Origin of the sequence: Klebsiella sp. X13 (assembly GCF_003323835.1) — a bacterium.
GTDB classification, from domain to species: Bacteria; Pseudomonadota; Gammaproteobacteria; order Enterobacterales; family Enterobacteriaceae; genus Klebsiella; species Klebsiella ornithinolytica.
On the sequence record NZ_CP030874.1, the window covers coordinates 3,949,346 to 3,967,752 of the forward strand.

14 protein-coding genes are annotated in these 18,407 nt (G+C 58.8%); 7 read left to right on the forward strand and 7 right to left on the reverse strand.

Translation table 11 applies throughout. From position 1 onward, the window contains the following. Nucleotides 1-263 precede the first annotated feature (263 nt). Together DSD31_RS18805 and DSD31_RS18810 are read left to right on the forward strand one after the other, a co-directional pair. Nucleotides 264-1,379, forward strand: a complete 1,116-nt coding sequence (locus DSD31_RS18805) for a YbdK family carboxylate-amine ligase (protein WP_113991248.1) — start codon at nt 264-266, stop codon at nt 1,377-1,379. 83 nt (nt 1,380-1,462) lie between these two features. Further along, nucleotides 1,463-2,191 carry a phosphodiester glycosidase family protein gene (locus DSD31_RS18810; protein WP_369974017.1) on the forward strand — a complete coding sequence of 243 codons (729 nt, stop codon included), beginning with the start codon at nt 1,463-1,465 and terminating at the stop codon, nt 2,189-2,191. Nucleotides 2,192-2,343: 152 nt separating this feature from the next. Here DSD31_RS18810 and DSD31_RS18815 read toward each other — a convergent pair whose 3' ends face one another. From DSD31_RS18815 to DSD31_RS18825, 3 genes are read right to left on the reverse strand one after another with little or no spacing between them, the layout of a single operon-like run. Then, nucleotides 2,344-5,436 carry an efflux RND transporter permease subunit gene (locus DSD31_RS18815; RefSeq protein ID WP_065905968.1) on the reverse strand — a complete coding sequence of 1,031 codons (3,093 nt, stop codon included), beginning with the start codon at nt 5,434-5,436 and terminating at the stop codon, nt 2,344-2,346. A gap of 14 nt (nt 5,437-5,450) precedes the next feature. Then, entirely contained in the window at nt 5,451-6,530 is a 1,080-nt protein-coding gene (locus DSD31_RS18820; protein WP_004859208.1) for an efflux RND transporter periplasmic adaptor subunit, read from the reverse strand. A 60-nt stretch (nt 6,531-6,590) separates the two neighbouring features. Then, entirely contained in the window at nt 6,591-9,314 is a 2,724-nt protein-coding gene (locus DSD31_RS18825; protein ID WP_162786326.1) for a cation-transporting P-type ATPase, read from the reverse strand. 500 nt (nt 9,315-9,814) lie between these two features. On the opposite strand from DSD31_RS18825, the gene DSD31_RS18830 reads away from it, so the two are divergent. Then, complete coding sequence (locus DSD31_RS18830; protein ID WP_004859198.1) at nt 9,815-10,063, forward strand: DUF1158 domain-containing protein; 249 nt, start codon at nt 9,815-9,817, stop codon at nt 10,061-10,063. On the opposite strand, the gene DSD31_RS18835 is transcribed toward DSD31_RS18830, so the two are convergent. Then, nucleotides 9,992-11,614: an alpha/beta hydrolase-fold protein gene (locus DSD31_RS18835; RefSeq protein ID WP_004859195.1), complete on the reverse strand. Its 1,623-nt coding sequence runs from the start codon at nt 11,612-11,614 to the stop codon at nt 9,992-9,994. The two genes, DSD31_RS18830 and DSD31_RS18835, sit on opposite strands and share 72 nt — an antisense overlap. A gap of 154 nt (nt 11,615-11,768) precedes the next feature. Between DSD31_RS18835 and DSD31_RS18840 the strand changes: the two genes are divergently transcribed. Then, complete coding sequence (locus tag DSD31_RS18840) at nt 11,769-13,910, forward strand: TonB-dependent siderophore receptor (RefSeq protein WP_032717170.1); 2,142 nt, start codon at nt 11,769-11,771, stop codon at nt 13,908-13,910. 41 nt (nt 13,911-13,951) lie between these two features. On the opposite strand, the gene DSD31_RS18845 is transcribed toward DSD31_RS18840, so the two are convergent. Both DSD31_RS18845 and DSD31_RS18850 read right to left on the reverse strand, forming a co-directional pair. Then, the gene (locus tag DSD31_RS18845; RefSeq protein ID WP_004859189.1) at nt 13,952-14,293 is read right to left on the reverse strand and encodes a RamA family antibiotic efflux transcriptional regulator; all 342 of its coding nucleotides are present in this window, start codon (nt 14,291-14,293) and stop codon (nt 13,952-13,954) included. 30 nt (nt 14,294-14,323) lie between these two features. Further along, entirely contained in the window at nt 14,324-15,424 is a 1,101-nt protein-coding gene (locus tag DSD31_RS18850) for an MBL fold metallo-hydrolase (RefSeq protein WP_004859180.1), read from the reverse strand. Nucleotides 15,425-15,614: 190 nt separating this feature from the next. Here DSD31_RS18850 and DSD31_RS18855 point away from each other — a divergent pair, with 190 nt between their 5' ends. The 3 genes from DSD31_RS18855 to nfsB all read left to right on the forward strand — a co-directional run bounded on the left by DSD31_RS18855 (nt 15,615) and on the right by nfsB (nt 17,358). Further along, nucleotides 15,615-16,196, forward strand: coding sequence for a TetR/AcrR family transcriptional regulator (locus tag DSD31_RS18855; protein ID WP_004859175.1), 582 nt, complete (start codon nt 15,615-15,617; stop codon nt 16,194-16,196). Further along, complete coding sequence (locus DSD31_RS18860; RefSeq protein WP_004859171.1) at nt 16,196-16,576, forward strand: MmcQ/YjbR family DNA-binding protein; 381 nt, start codon at nt 16,196-16,198, stop codon at nt 16,574-16,576. Before DSD31_RS18855 ends, DSD31_RS18860 begins: the two co-directional genes overlap by 1 nt. A gap of 128 nt (nt 16,577-16,704) precedes the next feature. Next, nucleotides 16,705-17,358 (forward strand): oxygen-insensitive NAD(P)H nitroreductase, encoded by a 654-nt coding sequence (nfsB, locus tag DSD31_RS18865; RefSeq protein ID WP_015584949.1) that lies wholly within the window; start codon nt 16,705-16,707, stop codon nt 17,356-17,358. On the opposite strand, the gene DSD31_RS18870 is transcribed toward nfsB, so the two are convergent. Next, nucleotides 17,355-18,398 (reverse strand): DUF2157 domain-containing protein, encoded by a 1,044-nt coding sequence (locus DSD31_RS18870; protein WP_065905960.1) that lies wholly within the window; start codon nt 18,396-18,398, stop codon nt 17,355-17,357. The two genes, nfsB and DSD31_RS18870, sit on opposite strands and share 4 nt — an antisense overlap. Nucleotides 18,399-18,407 lie beyond the last annotated feature (9 nt).

An 18,407-nucleotide genomic window follows, 5' to 3' on the forward strand; every position in this document is an offset into this window, starting at 1 on the left:
ATAAGTGTGAAAGCGCTTATAAAATAAGAGCAACCTATTATATCCGAATGATTTTAATTGAAAAAATAAACAACCCTTATCTTTACGCACCATCTGAGTGAAATAAGTTGCACAATTGCACCAGCCCGTTTATTGCCGCACGGGCAAAGCCGGAATAATCACTTAACATCACTTTTATAAAATAAATTCATCATTTCCGCGCAGCGATCTGCCCGCGGCGAACCCATCTATACTTCGTTTATCGCGCTAATCAGGGAGTCACCATGCCGCTACCCGACTTTCACCGCTCCGCCCCCTTCACCCTCGGGATTGAACTGGAGCTTCAGGTGGTCAATCCGCCAGGATACGACCTGAGCCAGGACTCCTCGCGGCTCATCGACGACGTGAAAAGCGGCCTGAGCGTCGGAGAGGCTAAACATGACATCACCGAAAGCATGCTGGAAATCGCCACCGGGATTTGTCGCGATATCCACCAGGCCGCGACGCAGCTGGGCACCATCCAGCAGGCGGTTTTACGCGCTGCCGCCCGCCACCATCTGCAAATCTGCGGCGGCGGCACCCACCCTTTCCAGACCTGGCAGCGCCAGCAAATCAGCGATAATCCGCGCTATCTGAAAACCGTGGAGCACTTCGGCTATCTGGCGCAGCAGGCCACGATATTCGGCCAGCACGTCCATGTTGGCTGCCAGAACGGCGATGATGCGCTTTATCTTTTACATGGCCTGTCGCGCTTCGTTCCGCATTGTATTGCGCTGAATGCGGCCTCGCCGTGGCTCGACGGCGCCGACAGCGGTTTTGCCTGTTCGCGTCTGAATCTGTTCGCCGCCTATCCTGACAACGGGCCGATGCCGTGGGTCAACAGCTGGCAGGAGTTTACCCGCTTATTCCGGCGCCTCAGCTATACCAGCATGATCGACAGTATGAAGGATCTGCACTGGGATATTCGCCCCAGCCCCCGTTTTGGCACCGTCGAAGTACGGGTGATGGATACCCCGCTCACTCTCGCGCAGGCGATCAATGTCGCCGGATTCATCCAGACCCTCGCCTGTTGGCTGCTGACGGAGAGGCCGTTTAAACATCATCCCGATGACTACCTGCTGTATCCGTTTAACCGCTACCAGGCCTGTCGCTACGGTCTGGAGGGCATCACTACCGATGTTCACAGCGGCGAACAGCGCCAGCTTCGCGAGGAGATTTTACAGCTGATCCCTCGTCTCATGCCCTACGCCGAGCGCCTCAATGCCGCCAGCGCTCTTGCAGCGATCGGGCGCCAGCTGCAGCAGGAGGCGAGCGAAGCCCGGCAGATGCGCGAGTTTGTCGCCGCCGGCGGCTCGCTGATCGGTCTGGTGCAAAAGCACTGCGAAATCTGGGCGGCATAGTCCGGCAAAAAGGTATACTGCGGCCAATATTGCTTTCGCCGCCCCGCATCTTCCTGCGGCATACCTGGAACGTTCTCATGACTTTGCGCCTTCTGCCGCTGCTGCCAGCGCTGTTGCTTCCCCTCTCCGCGCTGGCCAGCGGGAAATGCACCCTCACCGACCCGTCGCTGACGCTACAAAGCTATACCGTCAATCCGCAGCGTGAGCGCATCGCGATGTACTGGAAAAAAGCGGATGGCGAGGCCTTCGGATCGCTGCGTGCGCTGCTGGCGGATATCAATCAGAGCGGACGCGTGCAGATGGCGATGAACGGCGGTATCTACGCGAAAAGCTACGCGCCGCTGGGGCTGTATATCGAAAAGGGCGTGCAGAAAGTTCCGCTGAATCGCGCTTCCGGCGGCGGCAACTTTTTTATCCGCCCCGGCGGCGTGTTTTATCTGCAAGGCGAACGGGCGAAAATCGTCAGTATCGACAAATTTAAGCCGACGCCGGGTATCGATTATGCCGTGCAGTCCGGCCCGATGCTGATTGAAAACGGCACAATAAACTGGCGTCTGAAGCCGTCTGCCGGCTCACGCAAGCTGCGCAATGGCGTCGGTATCACCCGGCAGGGCCAGGTGATTTTTATGCTCAGCGATCGCGAAACCAACTTCTACGATTTCGCCTGCTACGCGCAGTCAACGCTCAACGTGCGGCAGATGCTCTATCTCGACGGCACCATTTCAAAGATGTACCGGAAAGGCGGCAGCGTACCGTGGCAGTATCACCCGTTCGTCACCCTGATTACGGTGGAGAGCAAGCCGTCCCCGTAGCCGATTGGCTGTCCGTAGCACCACGCCAGCCGTGGCGGCGGCAACAGCAGCTCATCTCATTCAGAAACCACAAAACATGCGGCGATGCCCAGCTGTCCGCTGAAATCGGCGAACCGGAGGCCGGAGGACAAGGCTGGCCGACAGAAGCGCGCTTACATCCGCCGATGCCCCCATTCGCGCAGGCGCTGGAACAGCACGAACAGCGAGGGAATAAACACAATCCCGATCGCCGTCGCCACCAGCATGCCGCTGAACACCGTAGTGCCGATAATCCGCCGACTCTGCGCCCCGGCGCCGGTGGCGAGCATCATCGGCATAATACCGATGATAAAGGAGACGGCGGTCATCAGCACCGCCCGAAAACGCCGGGTGGCCCCCTCGCGGGCAGCATCCACCACCGACATCCCCTCTTCCCGTCTGGCCCGGGCAAACTCGACGATTAATATCGCGTTTTTCGCCGCCAGCGCGATTAACAACACCAGCCCTATCTGCACATACACATCGTTGGCATAGCCGGCTATCCACAGCCACAGCAGCGCTCCGCCGAGGGCAAACAGCACCGACAGCATCACGCTGGCCGGCAGCGTCCAGCTTTCATACTGGGCGACGAGGAACAACCACGCCATCGCCACCGCCGCCAGGACGATCCAGATGGCCTGGTTGCCGGTCTGCTGCTCCTGCCAGGAGATGCCGCTCCACGCGTAATCATACCCCTGCGGCAAATTCGACAACAGAATTTGCTCCATCACCGCCATCGCCGTGCGGCTGCTGACGCCCTGTGCCGCAGAGCCGCTCACCGACACCGACGGGAACTGGTTGTACTGCTGAATGAACGGCGCGCCGACGGTGGGGGTGACGGTCACCAGATTGCTCAGCCGAATCCGCTCGCCGTGATGATTTCGTACGTACAGCTCGCCGATTTGCTCCGCCCGCTCGCGCCACTGCATCTCGTTTTGCACCACCACCGGATAGACACGATTGTTGATGCTGAAATCCCCGGCGCGCGTCCCGCCAAACGCCGTTTGCAGACTATTGAAGATTCGCGATACCGGCACATCCAGCCGCGCCGCCTGGTCGCGGTCGACGTTGAGCGTCAGCTGCGGCACGTTGCTACTCCAGGTGGTAAACACCTGGCTCAGCTGCGGATGCTGGTTCGCCATCCTTAGCACCTGCTGCGTTACCTGCTCCAGCTCTGCCGTCGATTGCCCGGCCTGTGCCAGAATGCGTAAATTGAACCCGGACGCATTGCCCAGGCCCGGCAACGTGGGCGGCGCAAAGGCCATAATGGTCGCCTCCGGCAGGCCCATCAGCTGTCCCTGCAATTTGCCCATCACCTCATTCAGCGGCGGCCGCTGATGCCACTCCTTCAGCATCACCGAGATAAAGCCGCCGTTGGAGGCGCTGGTTCCGTTGAGAATATTAAACCCGGACACCTGAATCACATCCTCAACCGCCGGATTGGCCAGCAGCAGCTCGCGCGCCTGAGCCATCACCGCTTCGGTACGCTCCAGCGACGCGGCTTCCGGCAGCTGTACGCTGGCGAAGAAATAGCCCTGATCCTCCTGCGGCAGAAAACCTTTCGGCATCTGGCTAAGGCTGAAGGCCACCAGAGCGGTGGCGGCGATCGTCGCCACCAGCGCCAGCCACAGACGACGGTTCATCCACCCGACCAGCGCCCCGTAGCCGTCACGCACCGTCGCCAGAGCGCGGTTAAAAGCCCGCCAGATGGCAGCAGGCTGCGCGGGACGCGGACGCAGCAACAGCGCGCACAGCGCCGGCGTCAGGGTGAGCGCGACGATGCTCGACACCGTCACCGCCGTCGACAGAGTGACGGCAAACTGGCGATACAGCTCACCGACAATCCCCGGCAGGAGCGCCACCGGAACAAACACCGCCAGCAGTACCAGCGTTGTGGCGATCACCGGCCCGGCGATTTGCCGTAGCGCCAGCGCGGTCGCCTCCGCACGCCCCACGCCTTCGGCGAGATGGGTTTCTACGCTCTCCACCACCACGATGGCATCATCGACCACCATGGTCAGGGCGAGAATAATGGCGAATAGGCTCAGCGTATTGGCGCTATAGCCCAGCAGATAAAGCACGGCAAAGCTGCCGATCAGCGACACCGGGATCGCCAGGGTGACAATCAGCGTGGCCCGCCAGCTTTGCAGAAACAGCGATACCACCAGCACCACCGCCAACAGGGTCAGCACCAGCGAGACGCCAATCTCTTTAATCGTCGCCGCGACAAAGCGCGTCGTATCGAACTTCACCTCCCAGGTCAGATCCGCCGGAAAGCGGCTGTGCAAGCGGGTCAGTTCGGCGCGCACCGCGTCGGCGACCTGCAGGGCGTTGGCGGTTGGCGTCGGATAGATACCGAGATAGGCGGAGTCTTTGCCGTTCAGCTGCGCGCCGGAACTGTAGCTGCGCGCCCCCAGTTCAATGGTGGCCACTTCAGCGAGGCGAACCAGCTGACCGTGTTCCCCGCTGCGGATCGCTATCTGGCTGAAGCTTTCCGCATCGCTCAGGCGGCCGATGCCGTTGATGGTCAGCGTCTGCTGCTGACCGTTGAACACCGGCGGCGTGCCTACCTGCCCCGCCGCCCCCTGCACATTCTGCTCCCGCAGCGCCTGGGCAATATCGTCGGTCGTCACATTCAGCGCGTTCATGCGATCGGGGCGCAGCCAGACGCGCATGCTGTAATCACGGGCGCCGAACATTTGCACTTCGCCGACGCCCGGTAGACGGGCCAGCGCCTCGCGCACCTGGGTGCTGGCGTAGTTGCTGACGAACAGCGGAGAGAGCGTCTCCAGCGGCGAGTACAGGCTGACGCCCATCAGCAGGTTGCTCGCCCGCTTGCGCACCTGCACGCCGTTCTGCTGCGCATCGACAGGGAGTTGCGCCACCGCCTGCGACACCCGGTTTTGCACGTCAATCGCCGCCAGATCGGCATCGGTTCCGGCCGCAAAGGTCAGGCTCAGGCTGTAGGTGCCGTCATCGGAACTGGTGGACTCCATATACAACATATGGTCAACGCCGTTGAGCTGGGTCTCCAGCGGCGCGGCGATTGCCTCGGCGACGTCCGCCGCGCTGGCGCCCGGCCAGCTGGCGCTGACGTTGACCACCGGTGGCGTAATCTGCGGATATTGTTCCACCGGAATCAGCTTCAGTGCTACCGCGCCGATAAAGGTCAGCAGCAGCGCAATCACCATCGCAAAACGCGGGCGACGAATAAAAAACGTCAGCATCCCTTCTCCTTTCCTTATTTCAGCAACTGAACGGCGGCGCCGTCACGCAGACGCTGCGCGCCGTCCGTCACCACGCGCTCGCCCGCTTGCAGACCGTCCGCCACGACAAACTGCTGCCCCTGCTGGCCGCCCGATGTTAAACGGCGCAGCGCAACGGTGTTATGGTCCGTCACCACCCAGCTATAAAACCCCTGCGCATCCTGCTGGACGGCGGCAACCGGGATCATCAAACTCTCCTGCGCCTGTCGCGGGCGAAGAATGACCGGCACGTTGCCGCCCGGCAGCAGGCGATGCTGCGGATTGGCGAATTCGGCGCGCAGCACGACGCTGGCGGTGCGGGTATCAATCCGGTTATCGACCGAGGTCAACACCCCATCTTCCCGCCTGCCGTCGGGTTCAATCTGCGCCAGCCACGCCTGCTTCAGCGCGCCGATATCGGCATGCTGCCCGGCTTTACTGTAAAAGGCGGCTTCATCTAAGGCGAAAGAGACGCGAATCGGGTCGAGCTGGACGATATCCACCAGCATGCCGCTGGTCGGCCCCACCAGGCTGCCGACATGAAAACGACTGTGGCCAATACGCCCGCTGACCGGCGAGTCGATGCGCGTATAATCCAGCGTAATTTGCTGCGTGGTGACGCGCGCCTTCGCCTGTTCCACGGCGGCGGCGGCGACATCGCGCTGCATCCGGGCGTTATCGACATCGTTGCGGCTGATGGAGTGATTGTTTTTCAGCTGTTGATAGCGGGTCAGCAGCTGCTGGGCCTGACGCAGCGAAGCCTGCGCGCTTTTCAGCTCGGCCCCGGCCAGCGCCAGCGCAGCCCGAGGTTGGGCATCATCGAGGGTGAACAGCCGATCGCCTTCCCTGACGTACTGCCCGTCCTGGAAGTGGCGCTGCACAATGGTCCCCTCCGTGCGTGCGCGGATCTCCACGTCATGAATCGCTTCAATGCGGCCGGGAAGCGGACGTTCAGCCACATGCGGCAGCAGTTGAACGACGGTCGCGCGAACCGGGATGGCGGGCGCGGCGGTGGCCGTCAGGGCGTAACCGGCCAGGCCAAGGGTCAGGCAGACCAGGCGCAAAATATTTCTCATCGGGATTCCTTGCTGGCGATGCGGCGTCCCTCCCCTGAGCGGAGAGGGGCGCCGGGCGGATCAGGCGGTTTTACGTAACGGGCGGGTCAGACGCTTCTCGACTTCCACCACCAGGAACATCACGATGGCAATCGCCAGGGTGATAAACCAGTAGCGCAGCGGCAGCGACTCGGTGCCAAACATCGTCTGCATAAACGGCAGGTAGATAATCGCCAGCTGCAGGAGCAGCAGCACGCCGCTGACCAGCCAGATGCCTTTGTTGCGCAGCAGGCCAGTATTTAATGAGAAGCCCTCGCTGCGACGGCAGTTAATCATGTACACCCACTGCGCGGTCACCAGCATCTGTAACAGCACGGTGCGGATAAACTCGGCGCTATGGCCGCGCGGCGCCAGCCAGGCCTCAAGAATAAAGGCGGCGACGGCAATCATGGTTCCGACGAAGGCGACGCGCCAGATGGCATAACCATCCATGACGTGCTGGCCGGTTTTCCGCGGTGGGCGGTTCATGACGTTGCGCTCCGCGGCTTCGAAAGCGAGACCGAAAGAGAGCGTGGCGGAGGTCGCCATGTTCATCCACAGAATCAACACCGGCGTCAGCGGAATAATGTTCCCCGCTAACAGGGCAATGATAATCAGCAGCCCCTGCGCCAGGTTGGTGGGCATAATAAACAGAATCGTTTTCTTCAGGTTGTCGTAGACGCGACGCCCCTCTTTCACCGAGCTGGCAATGGTGGCGAAGTTGTCGTCCGTCAGCACCATGTCGGCCGCCTCTTTGGTGACTTCAGTGCCTTTGATCCCCATCGCAATGCCGACGTCGGCCTGGCGGAGCGCCGGCGCATCGTTCACCCCGTCACCGGTCATGCCGACGACTTCACCGGTATCCTGCAGGGCTTTGACCAGGCGCAGCTTATGCTCCGGACTGGTACGAGCAAAAATGTCGTACTCCACGGCGGCTTTCGCCAGTTCGCCATCGTCCATGTGCTCCAGCTGATAGCCGGTCATCGCCTGATGGCTGTTGGTGATCCCCAGCATCTGGCCGATGCTCATTGCCGTCTGCGGGTGATCGCCGGTGATCATTTTCACGCGGATCCCTGCGGTCTGGCAGGCGTGAATCGCCTCTATGGCCTCCGAACGTGGCGGATCCATCATTCCGGCGATGCCGAGGAACACCAGCCCCTCACGCAGATCGTCGTGGGTCAGCGTCGTGCTGCCGGCCCGCGCCGGTTTACAGGCGGCGGCAACCATGCGCAGCCCCTGGCTGGCGAAGCGAGAGATCTCATCCTCCCAGTACTGGCGCTCGAACGGAACCGTCCCCTGCTTTGTCATCTGCTCGCGGCACATCGCGAAAATCACATCCGGCGCGCCGGTGATCAACACACGCTCAGCGGTGTCGATTCTCTGCTGCGTCGCCATGTACTTATACTGTGAATCAAACGGAATTTTGGCAATCAGCTGCGTCTCAACCGGCGGCAGCTTTGCCTTCGCCGCCAGCACTTTTAACGCCCCTTCGGTCGGGCCGCCGGTGATGCCCCACAGGCCGCGCGCGTCCTGTACCAGCTGGCTGTCGTTGCACAGGTCAATGGTACGCAGATACGTTTCCAGTACGCTTCCGGCATGAATTTGTACCGGCTCATCGCTGCCTTCCAGATAGATATTGCCCTGCGGCTCATAGCTGTCACCCTCAACCCGGTAGCAGCAGTCGGCGGTGATAATCGCTTTGACCGTCATTTCGTTCATGGTCAGCGTACCGGTTTTATCCGAACAGACGACGGTCATCGCCCCCAGCGTTTCTACCGTCGGGAGCTTGCGAATAATGGCGTGTTTGCGCGCCATCGCCTGCACGCCGAGGGAGAGGATGATCGAGATAATCGCCGGAAGTCCTTCCGGGACCGCCGCTACGGCCAGGCTAATCAGGGAGAGCAGCAGTTCCCCCATGGGGATATCACGCAGGGCCAGGCTGAAGACAAACAGCGCCGCCATCATGGCGAGGATAATGACGAAAATCGCTTTACCCAGCTTATCCATCTGCACCAGCAGCGGCGTGCGATGCTTCTCGATACCGGCCATCATCTGGTTGATATGCCCAAGCTCCGTATCCTGCCCGGTCGCCGTCACGACGCCGACGCCACCGCCGGCGCTGATGGTGGTACCGGAAAACACCATGTTGGTCCGGTCGCCCAGCGGCAGTTCGCCTTTCAGCGCATCGGTGATTTTATCCACCACCGTTGATTCGCCGGTCAGGATCGCCTCTTCCACACGCAGGTTGTGAGTTTCGATCAGGCGCATATCCGCCGGAACGCGGTCGCCCGCCCGCAGAATAACGATATCACCCGGCACCAGATCGCGGGTGGGCAAGGTTTCGTGTTTACCGTTGCGCTGCACCCGGGCATTGCTGGAGAGCATGTTGCGGATCCCCTGCAGGGATTTCTCGGCGTTGCTCTCCTGCACGTGACCGATCAGGGCGTTGATGACCGTGACGCCCAGGATCACCAGGGTATCCACCCAGTGTCCCATCACCGCCGTCAGCGCCGCCGCCGCCAGCAGGACGAAAATCAGCACGTCGTTAAAGTGGGCCAGGAAACGCAGCCAGGCCGGCTTGCTTTTCTTTTCCGGCAGCGCGTTAGGGCCAAAGGAGGCCAGGCGTTCTGCGGCCTCGGCGGAGTGCAATCCCTCGGTGCGACTGTGGTTCTGCGCCAGTACCTGTTCAACGGTCTGCCGGTAGGCTGGCTGTGCCGCAGTATCTCCCGCAGGAGGCGAATTATGGGGGTGATGGATTCTGGTCAAATTAAATTTTCCTTATAAATTCCGTTATTCGGAAAGCCTGAAATCATTTCTGGCCAATGAATGAATATGATTTTATATAGCGAGATGAAAATTGATCCAGGACAATTAACGGCCCTCGCAAAATTTAAAATCTGTGATAAGTTAATTCCTCAAACAACTATTACAGAATATTAATAAACATATATTAAACGAGGTTCATTATGTCAGGAATCTACCGCGGACGCCGCCTGGTGCTGTACATCCTGCTGGCTATCAGTATTGCCACGCTGGTGGGATATAGTACCTATACTTTTGTAAAGTACACTCTTTAATAATGACGTTAATTGACATTAAGATGCTATTAATTTAATTACAAATAACGCCAACAATATTAACAGAAGGAATAAAAGCCCTGATATTAGCGCTACGTATAATGGCGTAAAATAATCACTCAGGAAAGGATATTGCGTTAAATGTCATTATACCTGACAATATGTTTTTTAACTGATGATTAACAAGTAATGAAACATCCGCTCGAAACGCTGATCGCCGCCGCAGGCATTTTATTGTTGGCCCTGATCTCTTGTTTACTGCTGCCAGCGCCATCCCTTGGGTTAACGCTGGCGCAAAAACTGGTCGATACCTTCCATCTGATGGATCTCAACCAGTTTTATACCCTGCTCTTTTGCCTGTGGTTCTTAGCGCTGGGCACGGGAGAATATGTGGTGTTGCGTTGGGTCTGGCGCCGCTGGTTTTCCCTTGAGCGCTAACCCGGTAAAGTCACGCATTCCCGCCACCAGCGCCTCGCACCAGGCGGCATAATCATGGCCGCTTGATGAAGGATGGAAGCTGACGCGATAGCCTTTATCGCGTAGCGCCTGTTCAAAGGTAAGGGTATTGCTGTAGATCCCGCCATCGGCTCCCGAGGTCTCAAACCGGCCTGCCTGGAGCCAGAAACGTATCGGATAGCGCGGCGACTGCTGATACTGGCGCGTCAGCCAGCCGGCTTCCTCGCCTTTGGGCGCCCACCAGTAAGAGCCCGACAGACTGAGGACATTGGCAAACAGCCGCGGATAGCGCAGCGCGACCCACGATGCGGCCAGGCCGCCGTAGCTGGAGCCGGCGACAACGGTTTTTTGGCGAATGGCATCCAGCCCCTGTTGTCGCAGCCAGGGCAGCAGCTCATGGGCCATAAAATCGGCGAAGAAGGGGTTGGGCGGCAGCTCTTTCGCCCGGCGCGGGTGATCGAGGCTATCAATAAACACCACATTGATCGGCGGCAGCACATGGCTGGCGATCAGGCTGTCCAGCACGTTGGCGAAGCGGTATTCATCCTGATAGGTTTTGCCATCAAACAACATCAGCGTCCAGCGCGCGGGCTGCGGCAGGCGCGGACGGTAGATCATCACTTCCCGGGTATTATGCAAAAAATCGCTGCGCAGCTGATGGCGGGTCAAAGTGCCATAGCGCAACGGCTGCGCCCTACGCTGCGGCGTGCAGTAGCGCGCCGGATTGAGCGCCAGCAGCGAATAGCGGTTCCAGCGATCGCTGGCGCGGTTGACGCTGTTCGGATTCAGCGGATCGGCCTGAGCGCTGACCAGAATCGCCCGCCGCTGCTCGTGCCCGACGCCGTCGACCTGCGGGACATCCGGCGCCAGCTTATATTGCATCAGGGTATCTGCCGGTACCACGTAGCTGCGAAACCAGACATCGGAATGGCCAAGCCGAAACAGCGGATCGTGATCGCCCGCCGGGGATCCCAGCAGGAAGACGTTTTTTCTCGCCCCGCGCCACAGGAAGGTGACGCGCTTGTGTCCTGCATCCACCGGTTCCACCATCGGCGTCCCTTCCTGTTCGCGCTCCTGCCAGAAACGCGTCGTAGAGCCACCCGCCGCCAGCTCCTGCATCAGCTGCTGCAAACGGGGACTGACGGGATCCAGTGCCTGGGTTTTCGCCAGCGCGGTGGTCTCCTTCATCCGCCAGCGGAAATGCCAGCGGGTGCCTTCTTCGCCGTGGAGCACCAGCGCTGAAGCGCGGTTCACCGGCAGGGAGAACAGCAGCGTTTGCTCGCCATCCGGCGGCCCTCCCGCCAGCAGCGTACGCAGCCGACGGTTATTTTCATCCAGCAGGCGGGCATCCGTTACCCCGGAAATCGTCGCCGAAACGTAGTTTTCCCCTAACGTCGGCAGATCAAAACAGACTTCGCCGCTGGCATCGAATTTTCCCTGCAGCTCTCCCTGCCGCGAAGAAGATTCGCAGTTCATTGCCACCGCCGGTAGCGCACTCATGCCGATCAGCAGACCACCCCATGCCATTTTCATCGCCCGATTTATCCCTGTAAAAATTTGTTACTAACGCTAATGCAAATGGTAATGATTTGCAATAACATCAACTCCGCTCGTTCAGGCCATTAGATTTTTCTGATGGGGGAAAGGGATGATTATGGCAATTTCAACCAAGGACATAGCAAATAAAATGTTTAAATATAATAAGATAACTAAACTCTGGGTCACGGGTCTTGCCGTGGCGACACTCGCCGGGCAGGCGCTGGCGGAGGAGACCCTCGTGGTCACCGCGAGCAGTAATGAAGATCCCACCGCCCCGGTCAAAGGGATCGTGGCGACGAAAACGCTTTCCGCGACGAAAACCGCCGCCGGGCTGGTGAAAACCCCGCAGTCGGTCTCGGTCATCACCCGCGATCAGATGGCGGCGCTGGACGTGACGTCGGTGTCACAGGCTCTGCGCTATAGCGCCGGGGTGTTCACCGAGTATCGCGGATCGTCCAACCGCAATGACGAAGTCTTCGTCCGCGGCTTCAGCTATGTACCGAAGTATCTCGACGGCCTGAGCTATGGCGCCACCGCGTCGTCGCAAACCGGCACAATGGATCCGTGGCTGCTGGAGCGCGTCGAGCTGGTACGCGGCCCGGCCTCGGTGCTGTTTGGCCAGGTCAACCCCGGCGGGCTTATCAGCATGACCAGCAAGCGTCCCACCAGCCAGCCGGTGCATCAAATCCAGTTCCGTACCGGCAACGACAATCTGGCGGAAGGCGCCTTTGATGTCGGCGGGCCGTTAAGCGACGACGGCCACCTGCTCTATCGCCTCAACGGTATCGCCCGCAGCCAGAACAGCCAGGTCGAGGATTATAAAGAGACGCGCATCGCCATTGCGCCGGCGCTGACGTGGTATCCCAACGATGCGACGCGCTTCACGTTGCTGACCAGCTATCAAAAAGATCCCGACGCCGGTTATCGCAACTTCCTGCCGCGCTACGGCACCGTCAACAGCGTCGATGGCAGCTATATTCCGCGCGACTTTAACGTCAGCGACCCCGGCTACAATCAATCCTGGCGCGAGCAGACTCTCATCGGTTATGAATTTGAGCATCAGCTCAACGACATGCTGACCCTACGGCAGAACGCGCGCTATGGGACGATAAAGCAGAAATATCGCTATCTGGTCTATTCCAACAGCGCAGCCAACAGCTCCGTGCTCTCACGTCGCGCCCAGCATGAGGAGCGGCAAACCGATGAGTTCGGTATCGATAACCAGCTTGAGGCGCAGTTCACGACCGGTCAGCTGGCGCACACCGTTCTCGGCGGCCTGGACTACAAAACCAGCAAGGATAAGCAGTACCTCGGTCGCGCCGGCGGTTCACAGTACGATCTCGACTGGCGTGCCCCGGTCTATGGTGTGAAGGTCGATGAAAGCACCTTCCGTACCGCCAGCGATGAACAGCAGAATCTCGATCAGGTTGGCCTCTACCTGCAGGATCAGCTGAGCCTGGAAAACTGGGAGCTGCTGCTTTCCGGCCGCTATGACTGGGCGGAAGTGCGTACCACCGACTTTACCGACAGCAGTCGCACCCAGAAAAACGACAGCAAGTTTACCTGGCGTACCGGTCTGCTGTATGCATTTGACTTTGGCCTGTCGCCCTATATCAGCTACAGCACCTCCTTCGAACCCAACCTGCAAACCAATCGTGCGCCGGGCGTCGCTCCGTTCGACCCCAGCGAAGGGAAACAGGTGGAAGTGGGTGTGAAATATCAGCCTACGCCGACGGCGTTGATGACTCTGGCGATGTACGACCTGACCCAAAGCAACGTTGCGACCTGGAACAGCGCGGCGGGATGGTATGAGAACAGCGGTAAGGTCCGCTCGAAGGGGGTGGAAGCCGAAGCGCACGCCACCTTCTTTGACAACCTCAACCTGATTGCTTCATACACCTGGACCGACGCGGAAACCGTGAATACCACCGTCGCCGGCACCGAAGGGAAAACCCCGGCGCGCATTCCGACCCATATGGCCTCGGCGTTCACCAGCTACACCCTGCCCAATGGCGCGCTAAAAAGCCTGACCGCTGGGGTTGGCGTGCGTTATATCGGCACCAGCTACGGCGATGCGAAAAACACCTTCAAGGTACCGGCGGTGGATCTGTATGACGCGATGGTCAGCTATGAGTTAGGCGAATTGAGCTCGAGCCTGAAAGGGGCGAAAGCGCAGTTCAACATCAACAATATCGCCGACACTAAATATGTTGCCTCGTGCGCCGGCGATAGCGCCTGTTTCTATGGCGTGGGTCGTACGGTGACGATGACGGTAAACTACGCCTGGTAGAAGCCCAAAATGCGTCCGCCGGTCTTTCCGGCGGACGCGCCTCAGTGGGCGCGATTGTGATTCTCTTTGCGGTAAGCACCCGGCGGCTGATGAAAGGTGCGGGTGAAAATGCGGGTAAACGTCTGCTGTGAATCAAAGCCGTATTTCAGGCAGATATCATAAACCCGCTGATCGGTGTCGCGCAGGTCGCGCGCCGCCAGCCGCAGTTTACGTTCGCGGATATAGCGCCCCAGACTCTCCCCTTTGTACTGCAAAAAGAGTCGTTGCAGATGCCATTTCGAATAACCAGAGTGACGCGCAATATCATCAATACGCAGCGGCTGATGCAAATTGTCATCAATCCACCCGACGATAGTCTCAATCACCTGAGCGGAAATAGTCATAAGTCCTCTCCTCTTTAATCAAACCCGTATTTATCGCCACCAGGTAGTAAATGATTGCGTCTTATCGGCAACCCAAACCGGCTCGCCAAGCATCGGCGTTAACAACCGCCACGGTCTTTGCTGGCTGGCCGCAGCCAGCCGCTTATAAGGATCGTCCCAGCTGTGTTTCGCCAGCACAAAGCGCCCCGCATGCCCCGGGAGCACCGCGCGCGTGCGGAGATCGTCGGCGGCCTGAGCCGTCTCGTCAGGCATCATATGAATGTATTTCCAGTCCTGGTCGTACTGGCCGTTCTCCATAATCGCCAGATCCACGGCGCCAAACTGTTCGCCGATGGCTTTAAAGTGCGGGCCGTAACCGCTATCGCCGCTGTAGTAAATCTTCTGCTGCGGGGTGACGAACATAAAGCTGGCCCACAGCGTTTGATTGCGCTTCAGCCCACGACCGGAGAAATGACGGGCCGGCAGCACATGCACGGTCAGTTCGTCGCTGACCTGCACCGCCTGATGCCAGTCCGCTTCGCTGATAATGGCGCTCTCCATGCCCCAGTAGCGCAGATGCGATCCCACGCCGAGCGGCGTCACCACGCGCTTGATTTTTGGCATCAGCGCTTTGATGGTGGCGTAATCCAGATGGTCGTAGTGATCGTGCGAAATAATCAGCAGGTCTATCTCCGGCATACGCTCCGCACGCCACGGATAGTCACCCGGGAAAGCTTTATTAATAAATGAGAACGGTGCGGCATAGTTGCTGAAGACCGGGTCAATCAGGATGCGTTTCCCCGCCAGCTGCACATACCAGGAGGAGTGGCCGAGCCACACCATCGTATCCTGCCCGATCGGCAGGCTGGCGAGATCGGTATTGACCAGCGGCAACGGCTGCGCGGGACGGGCATTTTCGCGTTTAGTCACCAGAAACTCCCACCAGGCGGCCAGCATATTTTTCTGCCCGGTGAAGCCCGGCGTGGGGAGCTGATTATGAAACTGGCCATCGCGATAGTGTGGCGACTGTTCCACCAGACTGAGCTGCGCGCCCTGCGGCGCCCGGCCAAACCCGGCATTTAAGACAAACGGCAAAGCTGTTGCTGAGGCTAATAACATAATGGCGACCACGCTGAAAGTGACACGGTTCATAACCTGACCAGATGAAACTCCCTATTATGAGAGTTTAGTGATATAACTTGATTATGAGTGAGTAAGCACTCATTATTAAGACGAATATGAAAGTCGTCAAGACGATTTTCAATTTTTTAACATCCACCGTTGCAGTGCCATGACATGGCGTGGTTAGATCGGGGTTTGATTTCGCGTGAGGTAAAATGTAGTGGCTCGTCCTAAGAGTGAAGATAAAAAACAAGCGTTGCTGGAGGCCGCAACGGCCGCCTTTGCCCAGTCGGGTATCGCCGCCTCAACATCGGCCATTGCCCGTAGCGCCGGGGTTGCCGAGGGGACGCTGTTCCGCTATTTCGCCACCAAGGATGAGTTACTCAACGAACTGTACCTCTCGATCAAATCGGGGTTAGTTAAAGCGATGGTCTCCGGACTGACGCCAAACGAAAAACGGCCGAAAGAGAACGCCCGCAATATCTGGGACAGCTATATCGACTGGAGTATTCGCCACCCGATGGAGCACAAGGCGATTCGCCGGATGGCGCTCAGCGAACGCATCACCGATGAAACCCGAACCCGCGTGAGAGAGATGTTCCCCGAGCTCAACGAAATGTGTCAGCTATCGGTCAAGCCGGTCTTTCTCAGCGACGCCTACAGCGCCTTTGGCGACGCCCTGTTTCTTTCGCTGGCGGAAACCACTATCGAATTTGCCAGCCACGATCCGCAGCGCGCCCGCGAGCTGATCGCCCTCGGTTTTGAGACCATGTGGCAAGCGCTTCACGAGAACGACGCCTGATGGACCGCGCTTCGCTGCACGCCAGCGCCCACCGGATTGCGCTCAGCTATCCGTTTACCGAACACTGTTGGCCGTTCGGCCCGGAGTATGACGTGTTCAAAGTTGGCGGGCGCATTTTTATGCTCACCATGACCCTTCGCGGTCGGGCGCTGGTGAATCTGAAAGCCGATCCGCAAAAATCGCTGCTCAATCGGGAGATTTACCGCAGTATTGAGCCGGGATATCACATGAACAAAAAACACTGGATCACCGTCGTCCCCGGCGAGGATATCAGCGAGGATCTGCTGGCCGAACTTATCGATGATTCATGGAATCAGGTGGTGAATAAGCTGACAAAAAAAGAGCGGATTCGGCTCCGTCCGGAAGGATTTTCAGGCTAGCGCGATAAGTGTTATCGCATTTTTGTCTCTTATCATTTCCCCGCCTTCGCTGTACTCTTCTCCCACTAAACGCCCCGTAAGGGGCTGTAAACTCGAATTATCTTGAGCATAAACCATGAGGAAGAGTTATGGATATCGTCTCCGTTGCCTTAAAGCGTCACTCCACAAAAGCCTTCGATGCCACAAAAAAACTGACGGCTGAAGAAGCGGAAAAGCTGAAAACATTGCTGCAATACAGCCCGTCGAGCACCAACTCCCAGCCGTGGCACTTTATCGTTGCCAGCACGGATGAAGGGAAAGCACGGGTGGCGAAAGCCGCCAGCGGCACCTATGTTTTCAACGAACGTAAAATTCTTGATGCTTCTCATGTCGTGGTTTTCTGTGCCAAAACCGCCATGGACGACGCCTGGCTGGAGCGCGTGGTGGACCAGGAAGAGGCCGACGGACGTTTCGCTACTCCGGAAGCCAAAGCCGCTAACCACAAAGGCCGCGTTTTCTTTGCCGATATGCACCGTAAAGATCTGCATGACGACAACCACTGGATGGCGAAGCAGGTTTACCTCAACGTCGGCAACTTCCTGCTCGGCGTCGCGGCAATGGGGCTGGATGCCGTGCCGGTTGAAGGGTTCGACGCCGCGATTCTTGACGCCGAATTTGACCTGACCGCACAGGGCTTTACCAGCGTGGTTATCGTTCCGGTCGGCCACCACAGCGTGGAAGATTTCAACGCCACGCTGCCGAAATCACGCCTGCCGCAGGCGACCACCATCACCGAGATTTAATCTCCCCGCGCACGCCGCTCGCCGGCGTGCCAGATTCGTTCTGCATAGCGGCCAATCACCGCCAGCGAAACGGCGAGGATCAGGAAGAACAGCACCTTGTGCATCCCGTCCCAGAAAAACTCGAAAAAACGCGTATAGAGATTGATAGCCAGGAAGGTCAGGCCAAAACCGCGCAGCATTCCGTCATCCGTTTTCAGACTGATATAAATACAGACGCCCGCCGCGACGCCGAATAACAGCGCCCACGGCAGCTGCTGCAGCGGTGAAATGCTGTACCAGGCGTCGGGATCCCGATAGCCAAAAATCGACAGAATCCATAACGCGATAAACAGATACGTCAGGCCCATGGCCTTACTGACGGTAAACAGCCGGCGCTGAAGCAGCCACTTTTGCAGCATAAAACAGAGCGCCAGCAGCACGCCACCGAACAGCACAAAACGCAGCGGATAGTTCATGCCCAGCCAGTAGGCCCCCCATCCCGCCAGGTAGCCGGTTTCCGCTCCGAACCAGTTGCCCAGCGCCAGCAGGAAGAACAGCCACACCAGCCCGGAACGGGCCGCCAGGCCGATAGCACCATAAATAGCGCAGCCGACCAGAAACAGTGGCGCAATATGGCCGCTGCCGTCATCCAGCCGCACGCCGAGTTGCCACAGCGCCAGCGCGGTAAACACCACGCCGACAAACAAAATCGCTTCACTGCTATAGTGCCAGTGCGAGGCCTGCCGCTGGCGACGGAATCCCCAGAGGTAGCAAACCAGCGCCACCGCCGCAGGCAGCGCAATCCGCGCCAGCGCCGAGTCGCTGAACAGGCTCACCAGCCAGGCAATCAGTTCACTATCGGCGAACAGGCTGCCCAGCGCGATCAGCAGGCAGGCCAGCGCCGTCCAGAAGGCATAGCGGCTCAGTCGCTGCCAGTCAAAGGTGCTCACGCGCAAAGTGCCCGCCAGCCGCTGGCTTTCCGCGTGGCTCAACTCCCCCGCGGCCTGCCATTCATCCAGCGCCTGCTGAATCACCCGCTGTTGTTTCCTGGTTACGTTCATCTGCGTTCC